Annotated in this window: 14 protein-coding genes; 5 read left to right on the forward strand and 9 right to left on the reverse strand. The window is 42.4% G+C overall.

The annotated features are described in order from the left end of the window. Nucleotides 1-154 precede the first annotated feature (154 nt). Entirely contained in the window at nt 155-784 is a 630-nt protein-coding gene (locus AK825_RS02370) for a BLUF domain-containing protein (RefSeq protein WP_068034431.1), read from the forward strand. Nucleotides 785-910: 126 nt separating this feature from the next. On the opposite strand, the gene AK825_RS02375 is transcribed toward AK825_RS02370, so the two are convergent. Beyond that, complete coding sequence (locus AK825_RS02375; RefSeq protein ID WP_068034433.1) at nt 911-2353, reverse strand: FAD-binding oxidoreductase; 1443 nt, start codon at nt 2351-2353, stop codon at nt 911-913. A gap of 342 nt (nt 2354-2695) precedes the next feature. Between AK825_RS02375 and serA the strand changes: the two genes are divergently transcribed. Next, nucleotides 2696-3922, forward strand: coding sequence for a phosphoglycerate dehydrogenase (gene serA, locus AK825_RS02380; protein ID WP_068034435.1), 1227 nt, complete (start codon nt 2696-2698; stop codon nt 3920-3922). Nucleotides 3923-4019: 97 nt separating this feature from the next. Here the strand turns inward: serA and AK825_RS02385 are convergent, their stop codons facing one another. Continuing rightward, nucleotides 4020-5018, reverse strand: coding sequence for a rhodanese-related sulfurtransferase (locus AK825_RS02385; protein WP_068038930.1), 999 nt, complete (start codon nt 5016-5018; stop codon nt 4020-4022). 307 nt (nt 5019-5325) lie between these two features. Between AK825_RS02385 and AK825_RS02390 the strand changes: the two genes are divergently transcribed. Further along, complete coding sequence (locus AK825_RS02390; RefSeq protein ID WP_068034437.1) at nt 5326-5958, forward strand: peroxidase-related enzyme; 633 nt, start codon at nt 5326-5328, stop codon at nt 5956-5958. A gap of 101 nt (nt 5959-6059) precedes the next feature. Here AK825_RS02390 and AK825_RS02395 read toward each other — a convergent pair whose 3' ends face one another. The 3 genes from AK825_RS02395 to AK825_RS02405 all read right to left on the reverse strand — a co-directional run bounded on the left by AK825_RS02395 (nt 6060) and on the right by AK825_RS02405 (nt 8972). Next, nucleotides 6060-6641 (reverse strand): tetratricopeptide repeat protein, encoded by a 582-nt coding sequence (locus AK825_RS02395; RefSeq protein WP_068034439.1) that lies wholly within the window; start codon nt 6639-6641, stop codon nt 6060-6062. Between the two features lie 409 nt (nt 6642-7050). Continuing rightward, nucleotides 7051-7668, reverse strand: coding sequence for a methionine biosynthesis protein MetW (gene metW, locus AK825_RS02400; protein ID WP_068034441.1), 618 nt, complete (start codon nt 7666-7668; stop codon nt 7051-7053). Then, nucleotides 7665-8972 (reverse strand): homoserine O-acetyltransferase, encoded by a 1308-nt coding sequence (locus AK825_RS02405; protein ID WP_068038933.1) that lies wholly within the window; start codon nt 8970-8972, stop codon nt 7665-7667. Before AK825_RS02405 ends, metW begins: the two co-directional genes overlap by 4 nt. Before the next feature lie 563 nt (nt 8973-9535). On the opposite strand from AK825_RS02405, the gene hemH reads away from it, so the two are divergent. Continuing rightward, nucleotides 9536-10555 carry a ferrochelatase gene (gene hemH, locus AK825_RS02410; protein ID WP_068034444.1) on the forward strand — a complete coding sequence of 340 codons (1020 nt, stop codon included), beginning with the start codon at nt 9536-9538 and terminating at the stop codon, nt 10553-10555. A gap of 97 nt (nt 10556-10652) precedes the next feature. Here the strand turns inward: hemH and AK825_RS02415 are convergent, their stop codons facing one another. Continuing rightward, nucleotides 10653-11003, reverse strand: coding sequence for a hypothetical protein (locus AK825_RS02415; protein WP_068034445.1), 351 nt, complete (start codon nt 11001-11003; stop codon nt 10653-10655). 135 nt (nt 11004-11138) lie between these two features. On the opposite strand from AK825_RS02415, the gene AK825_RS02420 reads away from it, so the two are divergent. After that, nucleotides 11139-12440, forward strand: a complete 1302-nt coding sequence (locus tag AK825_RS02420; protein ID WP_068034447.1) for a right-handed parallel beta-helix repeat-containing protein — start codon at nt 11139-11141, stop codon at nt 12438-12440. 82 nt (nt 12441-12522) lie between these two features. Here the strand turns inward: AK825_RS02420 and AK825_RS02425 are convergent, their stop codons facing one another. The 3 genes from AK825_RS02425 to polA form a co-directional block, all read right to left on the reverse strand. After that, a complete protein-coding gene (locus AK825_RS02425; RefSeq protein ID WP_068034449.1) occupies nt 12523-13311 on the reverse strand; it encodes an SDR family NAD(P)-dependent oxidoreductase in 789 nt (262 codons plus the stop codon). A 190-nt stretch (nt 13312-13501) separates the two neighbouring features. Beyond that, on the reverse strand, nt 13502-14098 hold the full coding sequence (locus AK825_RS02430; RefSeq protein WP_227514104.1) for a hypothetical protein: 597 nt from the start codon (nt 14096-14098) through the stop codon (nt 13502-13504). A 114-nt stretch (nt 14099-14212) separates the two neighbouring features. Beyond that, on the reverse strand, nt 14213-17167 hold the full coding sequence (gene polA / locus AK825_RS02435) for a DNA polymerase I (protein WP_068034451.1): 2955 nt from the start codon (nt 17165-17167) through the stop codon (nt 14213-14215). Between the last annotated feature and the right edge of the window lie 55 nt (nt 17168-17222).

Consider the following 17222-nt stretch of genomic DNA (forward strand, 5'->3'; position numbering starts at 1 on the left):
ATTCTATCAAGCAAAGTAAGTAATGACAGTCCAGCATAGTAAATATTTACTACGTTTTTGTGAATTGTTTCGTGTTACTTATTTTAGTATCACTTCTTTCGTTTGTTCAGCTTTATTTGTAATCCGCGCAAAAGCGCTATTTTTAGGACTTTTCATGCCCTTGCAACCTGTTGATACGGTCAACTTATTAGAGAATACAGAAGAGTCGGCACTCATTCAGCTGGTTTACGTTAGTAGTATCACTTTTAAAAGTCGTATAAATACGTCGATATTCGATGAAGTAGAAAAACACGCGCGCGACCACAACGAAGACCATGGTATCACTGGCATTTTATGCTATGGCAATGGACAGTTTTTACAATGCATTGAAGGTAGCAAAAAAGAAGTACTTACCTTACAAAAGCGTATCTTTGCTGATACTCGTCATAAGAATGTTAAGGTACTGCTGATACAAGCTATCGATCAGCGTAGCTTTAGTGATTGGCGTATGCGTTTATTGTTTTTGGAGCGTTGGCTATGGTCACCAGCGACAAAACAACAAGCGGCACAGTTGGCACCATTTCTGCCTTTTAGTCCGCACGGCTGGTCTCCTAAGCGCACCGAACAGTTTTTACAAATCATTAAAAACTTTGAGACTCCGCCTCATATTAAAGCTGCTGGCATTACCTATAATGCCTTGGGTAATATGGTTCAGCACATCGCAGCGCCTCATCAGGCATTTTTAATTGTGCAGAGTGTCTTAAGCTTACTAGTTATCGTCGCTCTGATTCTATTATATTTATAAGTTCTATCACATAGCTTACAAACATATAACTTACATATAAGTCATGCGGTTGCAGCTGAATGAAAATGACGCTAAGTAGTCTTACCTAGCGTCATTAATTTATGATACCAATTAAAAATTATCCATTCACATATCAAAAATCTTTCCACGATTCATAATATTGTTTGGATCAAATACTTTTTTGATTTGCCTTAAGTAATCAATTTCAGTCTCGCTGCGACTATAGTGTAGATAGGGCTTTTTAGTCATGCCGACACCATGTTCAGCGGATACTGAGCCACCGTATTTTTGCACTGTCTCAAACACGTATTTATTGACAATTTGACACTCGCTAAAGAAGTCATCCTTGCTCATATTTTCAGGCTTGAGAATATTTAAATGCAAATTGCCATCGCCGATATGACCGAACCAGCAAACTTCGAAATCAGGATAATTGCTGCTGACAATATGGTCAATCTCAGCGATAAAATCAGGCACATGGCTGATTAATACCGATACGTCATTCTTATATGGCGTAAATACTGAGATGGTCTCGGAGATATACTCGCGTAGTTTCCATAGCTCCTCAGCTTGCGCGATGCTTTGGCTCATGACGCCATCAACGACCCAGCCTTGTTCCATGCAATGCTCAAATATCGCCATGGCCTTATCCATAATTGGCTCATAAGGCGCTTCAAACTCAAGCAGCGTATAAAACTTGGTACGCGACTCAAACGGCTCTTGAACCTGACCATGCGCCATTAATTTGTCAACTGCCACATCGTCGAAGAATTCAAAAGCAGTCAAATCAATCTGTGCTTGAAAGGCAGACAGTACATTCATCACATCATTAAACGTGTCCATGCCAAGTACCATGACATTCAAGTCTTGCGGCAGACGCTCAAGCTTGATTTGTGCATGAGTGACTAAGCCTAGCGTGCCTTCACTACCAATAAACAGCTGGCGCAAGTCGTAACCAGTGGCGTTTTTGACCATACCACGATTCAATTGCAAGATATCGCCTTTGCCCGTGACCACGGTTAAACCCATAATCCATTGACGGGTCATACCGTAACGAATCACTTTGATACCGCCAGCATTGGTGCCGATGTTACCGCCCATCTGACTTGAGCCTGCCGAAGCAAAGTCAACAGGGTAGTACAAGTCTTTGGACTCCGCGAATTGCTGTAGCTGCTGAGTGACCACGCCTGCTTCGATTTCTACTAGACGATCAGCAGGGTAGAATTGTCCGATATGATTCATCTTATCCATACTGACGACAATCTCGCCATTGGCAGCGACCGCGCCAGCAGATAAACCCGTACGACCGCCACTAGGTGTTAGTACCACGTTGTGCTCATTAGCGAGTAGTACGACAGCTTGTACTTGTTCCGTCGTTTTTGGAAAGACAATAGCCGTGGGCGCGGGCGCAAAATGCTTGGTCCAGTCTTTACCCCAATGCTCTAAGCTTTCGCTATCGGTTTTAATTTGTGTATTATCGAAATTGTGCTCATTTACCAAGCTATTCAGAATGGTATCGAGCTTATCATTATCGGTAACAGTTGTAGTCTGAGTTGCAAATGGCGTCATGGTTGAGTCTCTGTATAAACATTAGCGCTACACCTAACGGCTTCTCTTAACCGAAAAATTTCAACTAAAGTTAGGGCTAATTAAAAGCAGCTTTAGATAAATAAGTTAGGACAAGCTAGGTAATATTATGAACGCTTAAAGGCTGTAAATAGTGAATAAAGCAGTTTAAACAATGTTTAGATAACAAAGCTCACTATAGCATAAAAAGTTTTCAGGCTTGATAAGCAATAATTCATCTAATCTGCTAACATCACCGTTAAATTTTGTGTAAGATAACCGGACTGTTTTCGTTTCATCTAGCATAGATTATTTTTAATAAGACAACCATAGGACAGTCCTCACATGGCATTATCATTACAAAAAGACAAAATCCGGTTTTTATTACTTGAAGGCTTGCACGAGAACGCCTTAAAGATTTTAGACAATGCTGGTTATAAAAATATCGAGTATCTTAGTCACGCTCTAGATCAAGATGAGCTAATTGAGAAAATCAAAGACGCGCATTTCATTGGTATTCGTTCGCGCACGCAGCTGACTCGTGAAGTTCTTGAGCACGCGGACAAGCTTATTGGTATTGGTTGCTTTTGTATCGGCACCAACCAAGTCGACCTTGAGGCGGCTCGCGAGCTCGGTATTCCAGTCTTTAACGCGCCATACTCTAACACTCGTTCGGTTGCAGAATTGGTATTAGCAGAAGCGATTATGCTATATCGTGGTATCCCTGAAAAGAATGCCACTGTCCATCGCGGCGGCTGGGGCAAGTCTGCTACCAATTCACATGAAGTACGTGGCAAAACAATCGGTATTGTCGGTTATGGCTCTATCGGCTCACAGCTATCTGTACTGGCTGAAAGCTTCGGTATGAAAGTTATCTATCATGATGTGGTTACTAAATTACCGTTAGGTAACGCCCATCAAGTAGATAGCTTAGAAGAGCTACTATCTACCGCTGATATCGTGACTTTGCATGTGCCAGATGAGCCAAGCACACGCTATATGATGAAAGCGGCGCAGTTCGCACAGATGAAAGAAGGCAGTTACTTTATCAATGCGGCACGCGGAACTTGCGTTGAGATTGATGATCTTGCTGCGGCACTTGAGTCGGGTAGAGTCTTGGGCGCTGCCATTGACGTATTCCCGAAAGAGCCAAAGTCTGCCGATGAAGAGTTTGAATCTCCATTGCGTAAATTCGATAATGTCATTTTAACTCCGCATATCGGTGGTTCAACGCAAGAAGCACAGGCCAATATCGGTTTAGAAGTAGCTGAGAAGTTCGTTAGATATTCTGATCAAGGCGATACTATCACGGCTGTGAACTTCCCAGAGGTTTCTATTCCCTTTAAAGAAGGCACGCATCGTTTGCTGCATATTCATAGAAACGTGCCAGGTGTACTGTCGCAAATTAACCGTCTATTTGCAGAAGCGCACATTAACATCTTAGCGCAAAGTCTAATGACTGAAGGCGACGTTGGTTACTTGATGATGGATGTTGATTATAATGATTCTAGAGCGGCTCTTGATCAGCTAAAAGACGTAGAAGAAACGATTCGCGTGCGGATTTTATTTTAGAGTTGATGCTTATCGTTTAACTTTACAATTAGCATAATAAAAAAGAGATGCCACTTGAGCATCTCTTTTTTTATTATCAATTTTACTAGTAGTGAATCTAGCCTAATTTAGCTTTGTTAGCAGCGTCCGCTTGACGGCGTGCCTCAGTTTTGGCTGCTTTACGTGTTTCCATAACTTCATTGACGTCGCTACCAATATGGGCTTCACCGCGTTTTTTCGCTAATTGCATTTGATGCTCACGCTCACGGAAGCGCGCTTTTTGCTCCTCAGTGGCTTTATTGATACAGTGCGGGCAAGACTCACCTTTGATATAGGCGACACTTTGCATGTCATCAGCAGTGATGGGCATACGGCAAGCAAAGCATTGTTCGTAATCACCTTTTTCTAAGTTATGATTGACCGAAACGCGATTATCAAATACGAAACAATCGCCCTCCCACATAGAATCGCTGGCAGGTACTTCTTCTAGATATTTTAGAATGCCACCTTCCAAGTGATAAACCTCTTCAAACCCTTGCTGACGCATAAAGGCCGTTGATTTTTCGCAGCGAATACCGCCAGTACAGAACATCGCCACTTTCTTATGTTTACTTGGGTCTAGCTCTTTTGCCACATACTCTGGAAACTCGCGAAAGGTTTCCGTGTTTGGATTTACAGCATTCTGAAAAGTACCGATTTGTACTTCATAATCGTTACGAGTATCGATTAGTAATACTTCAGGATCTGAGATGAGCGCATTCCATTCACTTGGTTTTACATAGCGCCCAACCGATTGCAATGGATCAATATCTTCAACACCCATCGTCACGATTTCTTTTTTTAATTTTACTTTAGTACGATAAAAAGGCTGGGCATCAGTATAAGATTCTTTAAAAGTAAAACTACCAATCGCCTCAATGCTACGCAGATAATCAAGGACATTATTGATGCTCTCTCGAGTACCAGAAATCGTACCGTTAATGCCCTCGCTTGCTAGCAGTAAAGTACCTTTTACATCGTTGTCGAGCATACTGTTTAAGATAGACTCACGGTACTGCTCGAAGTCCGCAAAGCGCGTAAATTTATAGAGAGCTGCGACGACGATATTGTTGGTCACGCTATCATACTCAGTCGCTTTTTTGCTCTCAATGCTTACATTATCTAAGGTAGTGCTCATACATATCTCCTGCTGGCTAGGTCGCAAACCTAGTGCAATAAGTTAAATTTAAGTTTTGGTGTCTTATAACACTGGCACAATTGTGGAATTTTTAAATGCGCGGGTAGTGTAGCAAATTTGAGGTGGGTTTTGAATATTTTATAAAGGTGAGCAGGATAAATTAAGGGTCTTTTTGACTACTTATTACTCATCTATAAAGGTAGACTAATCACCTACAGCAATCAAATAATGTCAATGGAGATGACACATGAGCGAACCATCTATCAACACACCTATCAATCCAACTACTAACGCTTCCGCCAGCCCAGCTATTAGTCGTTACCCTGTACCGTCATTAGATAGCCTGCCTGATGATATTCTTGCACGTATTCTAGCGGTGCAAGAAAAAGCCAAATTTATTCCCAATGTATTTTTAGCGCTAGCATACCGCCCAGCAGAGTTCAGAGCCTTTTTTGCTTATTATGATGCAGTTATGGAGCGGGAGGGTAGTACGCTAAGCCCAGCCGAAAAGGAGATGATCATTGTCGCTACTAGTGCCGCCAATGGATGCCAATATTGTGTCATCGCCCACGGTGCGCTGCTGCGTGTATTCTCTAAAGAGCCGCTGCTGGCAGACCAAATAGCGGTCAACTACTTACATGCGCCTATCACTCCTCGACAGAAAGAGATGCTAGCGTTTTCACTAAAACTTTGTCGCACACCAGAGCTTGTTCAAGAATCAGATTATGTAGCACTCATGGAATATGGCTATGATGACGAGGATATTTTAGACATTAGTGGTATTACTGCATTCTTTGGCTTGTCTAATAGAATGGCGATTGTAATGAATATGCAGTCCAATGCAGAGTTCTACACCATGGCTCGCGCACCGAGGGAATAAGAGTTATCTAAGACAGTTAATTTAATCATTCATCCTTATACAAACACAAAAAATCCAGCTCAAAGGCTGGATTTTTTATTATTAGCTTATTTATCTAAAGCTTACTTACTTTGGAACCAACGATCTGCTTGGCTACGAGCGCTAGCGATGTCTGAGCTTGATAAGTTCAATGCCAACTGACCGATTTTACCACGAGCTTTGTTACGGACTTTTTCATCTAACATGCCGTCACGGGCAGCAAGGTCATACCATTTATAGGCATCAACTAGATTTTTTTGCTTCTCATCTAACAACGCAAGTGTATAGCTAGCACGGTTATCACCACGCATTGCTGCTTTTTCTAACCAACCACGTGCTTGCTGCAAGTTTGGCTTTACACCTTCACCGCGTAGATACATGATAGCGAGATTAAGCTGGGCAGGGGCAACACCTTGTTCTGCAGCGCGCGTGTACCACTGTACTGCTTGCTTAGTATTCTGAGCGATACCTTCGCCTTTTTGTAGACGCTTAGCGAGATAAAACTGTGCATGATCGTTACCCTGTGAGGCACGAGCTGACAGCTCACTAACAGGCATAAGCTCAAAACGTGACGTATCAAGTGGCACGTTTGAGATTAAATCAGCGTTCGCCATACCAGCACAAGAGAATAAAGCAGTAAACAAGGCGGCTTTTAATAATTTCATAGCAGCTCCAAAATTAGGCAGTTGATAAGCAATGGATAAAGTTTGCCGCCAAAACTCAAAAGATTAGGCGGCGCTATCATAGACATTACACTTTGCAGTATGAACTTACCTAGTTATTAGCAGAGTTATATTAACTATAAATCAGTAGCAGACCTATAAATATAAGTCGCTGTGTTTACGCTAAATCAACAGATAAGTAATTGTAATGGGGGTGTCATCGACACTATTTTGCTAGCTTACCACCCAAAGTTACGAAACTCAAATACTAATTACTCGTTTTAACGTCATTTTGGGCTTTATAGTATGTAACAAAATCATACGGTTATTAAACCGTATGAAAGAGTATACAGAAAAATGACGCTTAGTCAGCTAGTAGTTAGCTCAGTTATAAAAGGTTAAGTTTATGATTTTAACTGGATTTATGTTTGGTTACACGATAGATAGCAACATCTGCCAATAGGTTAGGTGCTTGTCTGATTAATGCTGTCATCAATGGCGAATGACCTTTATCAGAGTCACTGACTGCAAAACGACTGATAATATGAATATCATGCTTTGCACACAGTTGCTCAAAATCTTTGAACGTACACAGATGAATGTTGGGAGTGTTGTACCACTCGTAAGGCAATGCTTCTGAAACTGGCATCAGACCTTTTAACCCCAAATGAAGGCGGTTTTGCCAATGGGCAAAGTTAGGGAAGGTGATGACTGCCTCACGAGCAACCCGAAGCATATCTAGCAGGAGCACATCAGGCGCTTTGACGGCTTGTAGCGCTCGTGCCATGACTACGGTATCGAAGCTATTATCAGCAAAGCGACCTAGACCATCGTTAAGGTCTTGCTCGATAATGGACAAGCCCTTACCAATAGCATCATTAATCTTATCTTCGTCAATCTCAAGCCCGTAGCCAGTTACGCCACGTTTTTGTTGCAAATGTGCGAGCAGCTCACCATTGCCACAGCCTAAATCTAGCACGTGTGACTGCGGGGCAATCCAGCGTTCGGCCAGCTGATGATCCATTCTCATGAGCGTTCTCCTTTGGCTGTCAGGCTCTTAGCAATAAACGGCGCGGTTAAAAATCCTCTAACAGCGCCCATATAGCGTGGAATATCGAATAAAAATGAATCATGACCATGTGGTGCGTCAACATTGATATAGCTGACCGGCTTACCCGTAGCCATTAAGGCATTGACTATCTCTTGCGAGCGCTCTGGTGCAAAGCGCCAATCAGTAGTAAAAGACACCACTAGATACTGGCACTGCGTATGGGCGAATGCTGCCTTAAGCGCGGTAAGTTCTTGATGGTTTCCATGCTCGTTACCATCGTGAGTCACTAAATTATCTTCAAGCTCACTTTCACTAGTATTGACTGACGCGGCGATTGAGTCTTCAATTTGTATTGACGGATCTGTGTTATCAGCTGCTTGTGTTGATGGATAATCGCGCGTCGGGTCAAAGTAATCTAAGGCTTTAGTCATTAGCAGATAAGTATTGGCATCGAAGTTTTCGCTAAAACGTTCACCTTGATAACGTAGATAGCTCTCGACTTGGAACTCAACGTCATAGCCATACATGAATTTGCCAGATTTTAAATCACGACCGAACTTTGCTTTCATTGCATCTTCGGTCAAATAAGTAATATGACCAACCATGCGCGCAAGGATAAGACCGCGACGAGGATATGTGCCTGCTTGTATGTAGCGTCCGTCTTTAAAATCAGGATCAGACAAAATAGACTGACGAGCGACTTCATTAAAGGCAATATTCTGGGCGGAAAGCTTTGGAGTGCTGGCGATAACCACGCAACGTTTAAGTCGATTTGGATAATCAACTGACCATTGCAACGCTTGCATACCGCCCATTGATCCGCCAACAATGGCATGCCAGACGTTAATGCCTAAGCGATCTGAAAGCATGGCTTGAGTCTTTACCCAGTCTTTAATTGTGACAAGAGGAAAGTCAGGGCCATAAACTTGTGATTCACTATCATCAGCTTTTTTTACGGTGTCAGGATTAATCGTCGTTGGACCGGTAGAACCAAAGCAACTACCAATATTATTGACGCATACCACATAAAATTGATTGGTATCGATAGCTTTATTAGGGCCAATCATATTGTCCCACCAGCCAGATTTTTTGTCATCAGCACTATGGAATCCTGCCGCATGATGACTGCCTGATAGGGCATGGCAGATCAGAATGGCATTTGATTTATCACTATTAAGCGTGCCATAGGTCTCTATCATTAAGTCAAACGAGGGCAGCGTACGGTTGCACTCCAAGGTCAATGGCTCAGCGAAATGGAAGTTTTGGGGCGTGACGATTCCCACTGAGCCAACTGCATTGGGCTCATCTGTGGGGGACTGGTCACTGGTATTATCAGGGCGTGCGTTCAAAGCTACCTCGCAAGACAACAATCATCAATGAAATAAAAGCAATATGCCGACAGAATAATTTGCCTATACTGTTTTTTTGAAATGGGCTCGCCTATTGTATGGCGATGCGCGTATGAGTACAACCTTCGAGCGCAGTCTTTATTTTAAGCGCGTATCAAGTCAGGTATTGAAGCACGTGTCAAATTGTATAACGGTTGCCTTTACCATGCGTTTTCATCTTATAAAATGCTACACTAAAGGCGAACATTAGCAGCTATTTTAAACCCTATAATAGCTCGGTCATGAAATTTTCTGCTTGCTAGCTGTGTATCTATCTAACATATAGTTAATACACTTTAAAAGTGACATAGCGCTACTGGGATGAATTTTGCGCAGCCTCTGGGAACGCAGCACGCAAGTAAAATTTATACCAGTAGCGCGTCTACATCTATAGCAGTTTTATTTTTAATTGACTATATACTCTCTAGTGACTTAATAACTAAATAAATAATGCCCTTATGAAACCTAAACTGCCCCCACGTATTGCCGTCCTCTTAGTCAACCTTGGTACACCTGATGAGCCGACTGCGCCTGCCGTCCGTCGCTATCTCAAACAGTTTTTATCAGACCCACGAGTGATTGAAATCCCTAAATTTTTATGGGCGATTATTCTAAACTTGTTTGTATTGCCAAGTCGTCCTAAACGGGTAGCAAAGGCTTATGCTAGTATTTGGGAAGGCGACTCGCCCATTCGTAAAATTCTAAAGAGTCAGGTTGAGCTGTTAGAGCCGCGCTTGGCCGATAGTGTTGCACCGTTTCGAGTTTCTGTGCATCCTGCGATGAGCTATGGTAATCCTGGTTTGCCGGATGTCATGGACACTTTGCGTAGTGAAGGCGTTGATCATTTCGTTATCCTGCCACTATTCCCGCAGTATTCTGCTTCTTCTGGCGGTGCGGTATATGATGCGCTAACGAAGTGGACGTTAAAGCAACGCAACTTGCCAAACTATACGATTGTCAAAGACTACTTTGCGCATCCGCTTTATATTCAAGCATTGGCAGATTCTATTCGCCGTTTTCAAGCAGAGCATGGCAAACCTGAAAAGCTAATGTTTAGCTTCCACGGTATTCCGCAGCCCTATGCTGATAAGGGCGATCCGTATCCAAAACGCTGTAAATGTACTGCCGCCCAAGTTGCACATGCGCTCGGTCTACAAGATGACGAGTGGATTATCAGTTTCCAGTCGCGCTTTGGTAAGCAAGAGTGGGTCAAGCCTTATACCGATGTAGTGCTAGAGGATTGGGGTAAGTCTGGCGTACGTTCGGTACAAGTCATCAGCCCTGCATTCTCTGCCGATTGTTTAGAGACGCTAGAAGAGTTGGCTATTGAAAACCGTGAAAACTTCCTGCATGCAGGCGGGCAAGAGTATCATTATATTCCAGCGTTGAACTTAGATGAGGCGCATATTGATTTGCTTAAAGCGCTAAGTGCGCCATTGGTCAAAGGTTGGGCGGGAACTTTGAATGGCTGGGCTTAATTAATTAAATTTTTAAATCATAAAAAATACCGAACATTATGTCCGGTATTTTTTTGTCTAAATTATTTTTCTACTTCCTTATCATTAAACGACTGACTTAAAAATCATCGTCGTTGGTGCGTTCAGCAGCGTCTTTATCTGCGATATCGACGATATCAGGATAATCGTTGTCATCTAAATTGCCCTCAACCAACAACTCATCCACTTGAGCTTCATCGACGTTTTGACGATGCATTGGTGTAAGTCCTTGGGTCGCGCCACTACCTGCTTGCGAATTGTCGAACCCTGCGCTATTGTCAATCACATCGTTGTTCTCAATAGTGTGTAACATGGGATTGTCTAAATCGACCAGTTGATTGTCCTGATTATCTAAACTGTCATCATCATTACGGATGTTGCCGTCAATATGATCCATCTCTTCTGGTAGTGGGGTTTTTGAATTATTCATCATCAAATCCTTATTATTATTGGTAATGATTGTTTATCATGATCAGTTTGACGTGTTATAAAGAATACGACTAGTAGTAAGGTGTCACAGGATGTTCAAAAAATGTAAGACGATTAGTAAAACAGGAAACACGTGATGGTACTAAACAGTAGGTTGTTTGTTAAATTATCATTGATAGGTGCCATGGTAGGATTAATGTCAGGTTTGACGGCTTGTGAACGTTTGCCCTTTGCTAGTACCAATACCAGTTCTGATAAGGCTCATTCAAAACAGTCGCTAATGATTGACGCTAAGCTACCGACAGCCACGACCATTATTGATTGCGAACAATTAACACCTAAGCAGATAGTAAAAGTACAAGGACACAGCGCCCTTAGTCCAAGTTGTGATTTGACAGAACAGTCGATACGCTTTGAATTAAATGACTCACACAGCTCACTCGACTGTCAGGGAGCAAGGCTTAGTACGATGGCTGATAACCAATCAACGGCAAGTGCAATTACGATTAAACCTAAGAAGGATAGTGCTATCGAAGATATTGCCGTTGCTAATTGTCATGTAGATGGCTATGGTCATGCGCTACATATTCGTCAATATAGCCAACCAAATCAGCGCTACGTACGAGGCTTTATCGATCCTGCTGCCAATCGGGCACTCGCTCCAAGAAATATTCGCGTGGTTAACGTTACTAGTCGCAACAGTATTAACAGTGGTATGTTCGTCGGCGATCATGTACATGGCATTACTTTTGATAAAGTACGCATTCAAAACGCAGGAACCGTTGGGTTATATCTCGAATTTGGTAGTCGCGATAATGTGATTAAAAACTCTGTCTTTATCGGTAATGGCTTTCGCACTTTTAAGCCTAATCGAGAGGCGATAGCGGTGGATTCTTCAAGCAATAATCTTATTGAGAATAATCAATTCATACATAATGGCGCAGGTAGTATATTGCTGTATCGCAATTGTTTTGAGCATGCTGCCGATCCGACGCGGGGCAATCATTTTAAGCGTACCGAGTCCAGTCGTGACAATATTATTCGCCATAATATCTTTCAAGATGAACCAGTCGGTGTTTGGGTCGCATCAAGGCAGTCGCGCAATTTAAAAGGTTTTGCATGTGGTGCTTATTTGGTTAAGCAAACGCCCTTTGCCAGCTATCACTTAGACAGCGCTAAAGACAATCAGATTATTAATAATCGTTTTGAGCAAGTCGAGCAGGGCGTTATCGTCGAGGACGATGGCACACTGATAAGTGGCAATCAATTTGCTAATGACGTTAATGTGTCTATTAATATTGGTTCTGAAATTCGCGAAGAAAGTGCAGCAGGGGCGATAAAAGGTACGCTTATTAAAGACAATACCTTCACCGATAAAACCATCGAGCAAGCCATTAAAATTCGAGACGCAAGCAAAACGGCCACCGAAATTCGGTAGCCGTCAAAATTTTTTATAATCTATAATCTTTTTATATCTCGAAGTAATTATAAGGTTCGTTTAAGGCGATTAGTTTAAAAATCTACTTCGCACCAACTTTAGTATTTACCCAGCGAATCACAGGATCAGGGGTTACTTGTGCCAGTTTTTGAAAGACTTTCGCTGGCAAGCCAACGGCATAGTGCGTACCTCTTATCTTACGATTGGGGCAGGTAGTCAATTTGCACAACGTTTTCGCTACGTCATTGACCGTCAAATGAATACCTAAACGATCAATACTCGTGACCTCGATGTCTTTTGTCATATCGGACTTTACCCATAGCGGCATGACATCGATGACTTTGATACCGAGCTTTCGGTATTCGATATTAAGACCTTCAGTGAGACCACGGACAAAAAACTTACTAGCCGAATACGTAGCCACTTCAGGCTGACCATAGATAGCAGACGCTGAAGATACATTGACGATTTTACCATTTTTGCTATCAGCCAAATAAGGGGCAAGCTTATGACAGCCAATGAGCACGCCTTTACAGTTGACATCAATCAAAGCCAGTTGCTCATCCAAATCCGTCGTTGGCAATGCGCCGCTGACCAGCACGCCAGCATTATTAATCAACGCATCGATACTACCAAAGTTATCAATCATTTGAGTGATAGCATCTTCCCACATATCTGGCTGGGCGACATCAAGCTGACCAGTTACGATGCGCTTTTGTTTGATAGCCTTTTTGAAGGCTTTATCTTTGATAGCTTGTTCAAGCGTCGTAGTGTTGGTTGCAAATAGCCCAACGCTATGACCTTTTGCTGCTAGCTTTTTGGCAGTGGCTAGACCGATACCACGCGATGCACCAGTAATAAGTATATTCATAATGAGTGACTTAATAGTTATCAATAATGAGTAAATCGAGGTAACAACGTTAGGTGGTAGTATTCAGCTATACTTACTGCGCGAATATTAACAAATTAAAACTGCTATCGTCCCTCGTGCTTATATTTAGTATAGCAAATTAATAAGCGAAGTTAATCGCTAAGGTAGATACCATAATCAACTCTACTTGCTATCGTCTTGCGGTTTCTAAATCTAGGTTTTCTGTTGTCTGAGTTTCAAAATCAGCTAACTTAAATTTCCATAAATAAATCAACGCAATGCCATAAATAGCGGTCTCTGCTGATTCTTCAATTATCCCACCAAAGGCATAAGGGAATACAATCGCGTTCTCCCCCATGTACTGTATTATCGCCAATACGGCGACGATGACATATATTGATACGTCAACATCTTTTAATACTGCCCAGAGATAACGCCATGAATAGGTGAGCAATCCAACAATAAGGATATAAACGATTGTCAGTACGCTATCTTCCCACCAATCATAAGAATGACTGAGAAGAGAAAAATCGCTTGGAATGAATAATTCTGGTAAGTAGTTCAACTCGCGACGAATCACTGCAAAAAACACGAGCACTGATGCTAGCCAAAAATAACGACTTTGTTTGCTATGACTCTGCATTACATACTGTGCGCAACGTACTAAACACACTATTATAAGGATAATACCGGGGACTTCGATGATGCCATCTGTAGCCAAAATAAAGGGCTCCTGATTTTTTAAGAAATAAAAAAGTGAACCCAAAGGCTCACTTTTAAACTGCAAATTATCTCATTAGGACTGGATAATTTAATATGCGTTTATTATAACGCTAATTTGAATAGTATAATATTATTAATAATAACTAATTAGTCAAATCCCATTATTAATATTGCCAATCTAATGCGCCTCATCCCAATTCACACCACTATCAGTCTCAACCAATAACGGCACAGCAAAGTCTACCTTCCAACCTTTTTCAACAGCGGTGGTCGTCAAGACATCTTGCATCGCATCAGTAATGAGTTGGCTAATTTCATCCACTTTATCAGTATCTACTTCAAATACTAATTCATCATGGACTTGTAGCAGCATTTTCGCCTGCTCTTTAGGTAGTACTTTATCGACGGCAATCATGGCCAGTTTGATTAGGTCAGCAGCTGATCCTTGTAGTGGCGCGTTAATTGCCGCACGTTCAGCCCCTTGTTTGACCATACGATTGCTATGGGTGATATCAGGTGTATAGAGCTTGCGGCCTAATATAGTCTCGACATAGCCTCTATCATGGGCGCTGGCACGAGTGTTGATCATATAATCTTTGACGCCTGGGTAACGCTCGAAGTACATATCGATGTAATCTTGCGCCTCATTGCGGCTCATCTGTAGTTGCTTGGCAAGTCCAAAGGCACTCATGCCATAGAGCAGACCAAAGTTAATGGCTTTAGCATTACGACGCTCGGTCGGGGTGACATCAGCGACATCTTTTCCTAACACTTCAGCAGCAGTAGCCGCGTGAATATCTAGCCCTTCGTTAAAGGCGTGAGTCAGGTTTTTATCGCCTGAAAAATGCGCCATAAGACGCAATTCAATCTGTGAGTAATCCGCTGCTAAAATAACGCGACCTTGTGGCGCAATAAAGGCTTGGCGAATCAGGCGACCAGTGGCGGTACGAATTGGAATATTCTGTAAGTTAGGATCAGTAGATGATAAACGTCCGGTACTGGTCAGCGCTTGGTGATAGCTGGTATGCACGCGATCAGTCTCAGCATCTGCGACATTATCAAGCGCATCGGTATAAGTGCTTTTAAGCTTAGATAGACCGCGATATTCAAGTACAATTTCCACTAGTGGGTGATCGATTTTTGACAATACCGCTTCACCAGTAGAGTATTGCCCTGACTTGGTTTTTTTACCACCAATGACGCCAAGCTTATCAAACAGCATCTCACCAAGCTGCTTTGGTGAGCCTAAATTGAACTCTTCTCCAGCCACTTCATAAGCGCGTTTTTCTAGAGCGATAATTTCTTCATCAAAACGTTTTGATAGCTCATTTAAGAATGAACGCTTAATCAAAATACCATGCGCTTCCATCTGGCAGAGTATTTCAGCAGTTGGAATTTCTAACTCGTGCAGTAGTTTGGCGTTGTTTTCATCTTCATTAAGTTTTTTGCTAAAGACATCAAATAGCTGATAAGTAATATCGGCATCTTCACAAGCATAGTCACTAGCAATATCGATAGCTACTTGATCAAAGGTGACTTGTTTAGCACCTTTACCAGCGACATCTTCATAGCTGATAGTCTGTGTTTGTAGATAGTGGCGCGCCAGATCATCCATACCATGACGGGTGATGGCGGCGTTAATTACATAGCTGGCAAGCATGGTGTCCATTTTCCAGTTATTAGGGCTGGCATGAATAGCGCCTACTAAGTCGATATCATAATGACTGAGAATATGGGCGTCATATTTTAGATGTTGACCGATTTTACCTATTTTGGAATTTTCCAAAATAGGTTTAAGTTTTGCTAATACTGTGTCGCGATCAAGTTGCTTTGCAGTCAGCTCATCACCTTCTAAGCTATGCGTGAGCGGAACATAATAGGCTTCGTGCGCTTTTACCGCAAAAGACAAGCTAACCAATTCCGCCTGACGCCAATAGACACTGGTGGTTTCGGTATCGATAACGAAATGCGGCGCAGACTCTAATAATTTAACTAAGCTGTTAAAAGCGGGCTCGTCTAAAATCGTATGCCATGCTCTATCATGGCTTTTACTGTCGGTGACATTATCAATGGTGTTTGATTGAAGAGATTTAGCGATTTGCGCTTGTGACTCAGCATCCGCCTGACTATTGGCGACACTTTGCGAGCCGTTGGCTGGATGATTGGGATGATCAAGTGAGGCCAGCTCATTTCTAAACTCAAGCTCATTGTACAATGCCCTTAGCTCATCAATGTGAGCACAAGGATCAGTATTGATTTTTAAATCTTGCCAGTCTTGGCCAATTTCTAAATCGGTAACGATAGTTGCCAGCTGCGCATTCATCGGAATATCATCGGCATATTCGACCAGATTTTTGCCAGCGCGTCCTTTGATATCGGCGACGTTTGTTAGCATATTGTCGATAGTGCCATATTCATTAAGCAAGTCTTTGGCAGTCTTTTTACCGATACCCGGTACGCCTTTGATGCCGTCAGACGAATCGCCCATGAGGGTCAGAAAGTCAATCATCTGCTTAGGATTAATACCGAATTTTTCGACCACGCCTGCGCTATCAGTAATCTTCCCTGTAAAGCTGTCTTCTAATATCACACAGTCATTAATCAGCTGCATCATGTCTTTATCACCAGTCGAGATGACCACATGATGGCCTTCAGCAACGGCACGATAGGCAAGCGTACCGATGATATCATCAGCTTCTGCGCCTTCGATACGGAGTAGAGGAAGCCCTAGTGCCGTCACCAAACGATGAATGTAAGGAATCTGCTCAGCCAGCTCAATATCCATTTTTGGACGGTTGGCTTTGTATTCTTCTGACATCGCGTGACGAAAGGTCGGCGATTTGGTATCAAAGCAGACGGCCATATGGGTTGGGTGATAGCGACGCATTAATTTCAATAGCGCATTTAACGTCCCACGTATGGCGTTGGTGATTAAGCCTTGAGAGTTTTGCATGGTTTTTGGTAAGGCATGGTAAGTGCGAAATAGATAGTAAGAGCCATCGACTAAAATAAAAGGTGGCTGGTCTTTGTCTACATGGTTGGTATCCATCGTCGCCACATTTGGCATGGACGCAAAATTTGGTAGCGTATTGGGATTAATAGGCGAGTGGGAATTGTGGTCGTTATCGGTCATAAAAAGTCACTTATCAAATATTGGTCAGCAAGTATTGGGTAAAAAGATGCACTCA

This window comes from Psychrobacter sp. P11G5 (assembly GCF_001593305.1).
GTDB lineage: Bacteria > Pseudomonadota > Gammaproteobacteria > Pseudomonadales > Moraxellaceae > Psychrobacter.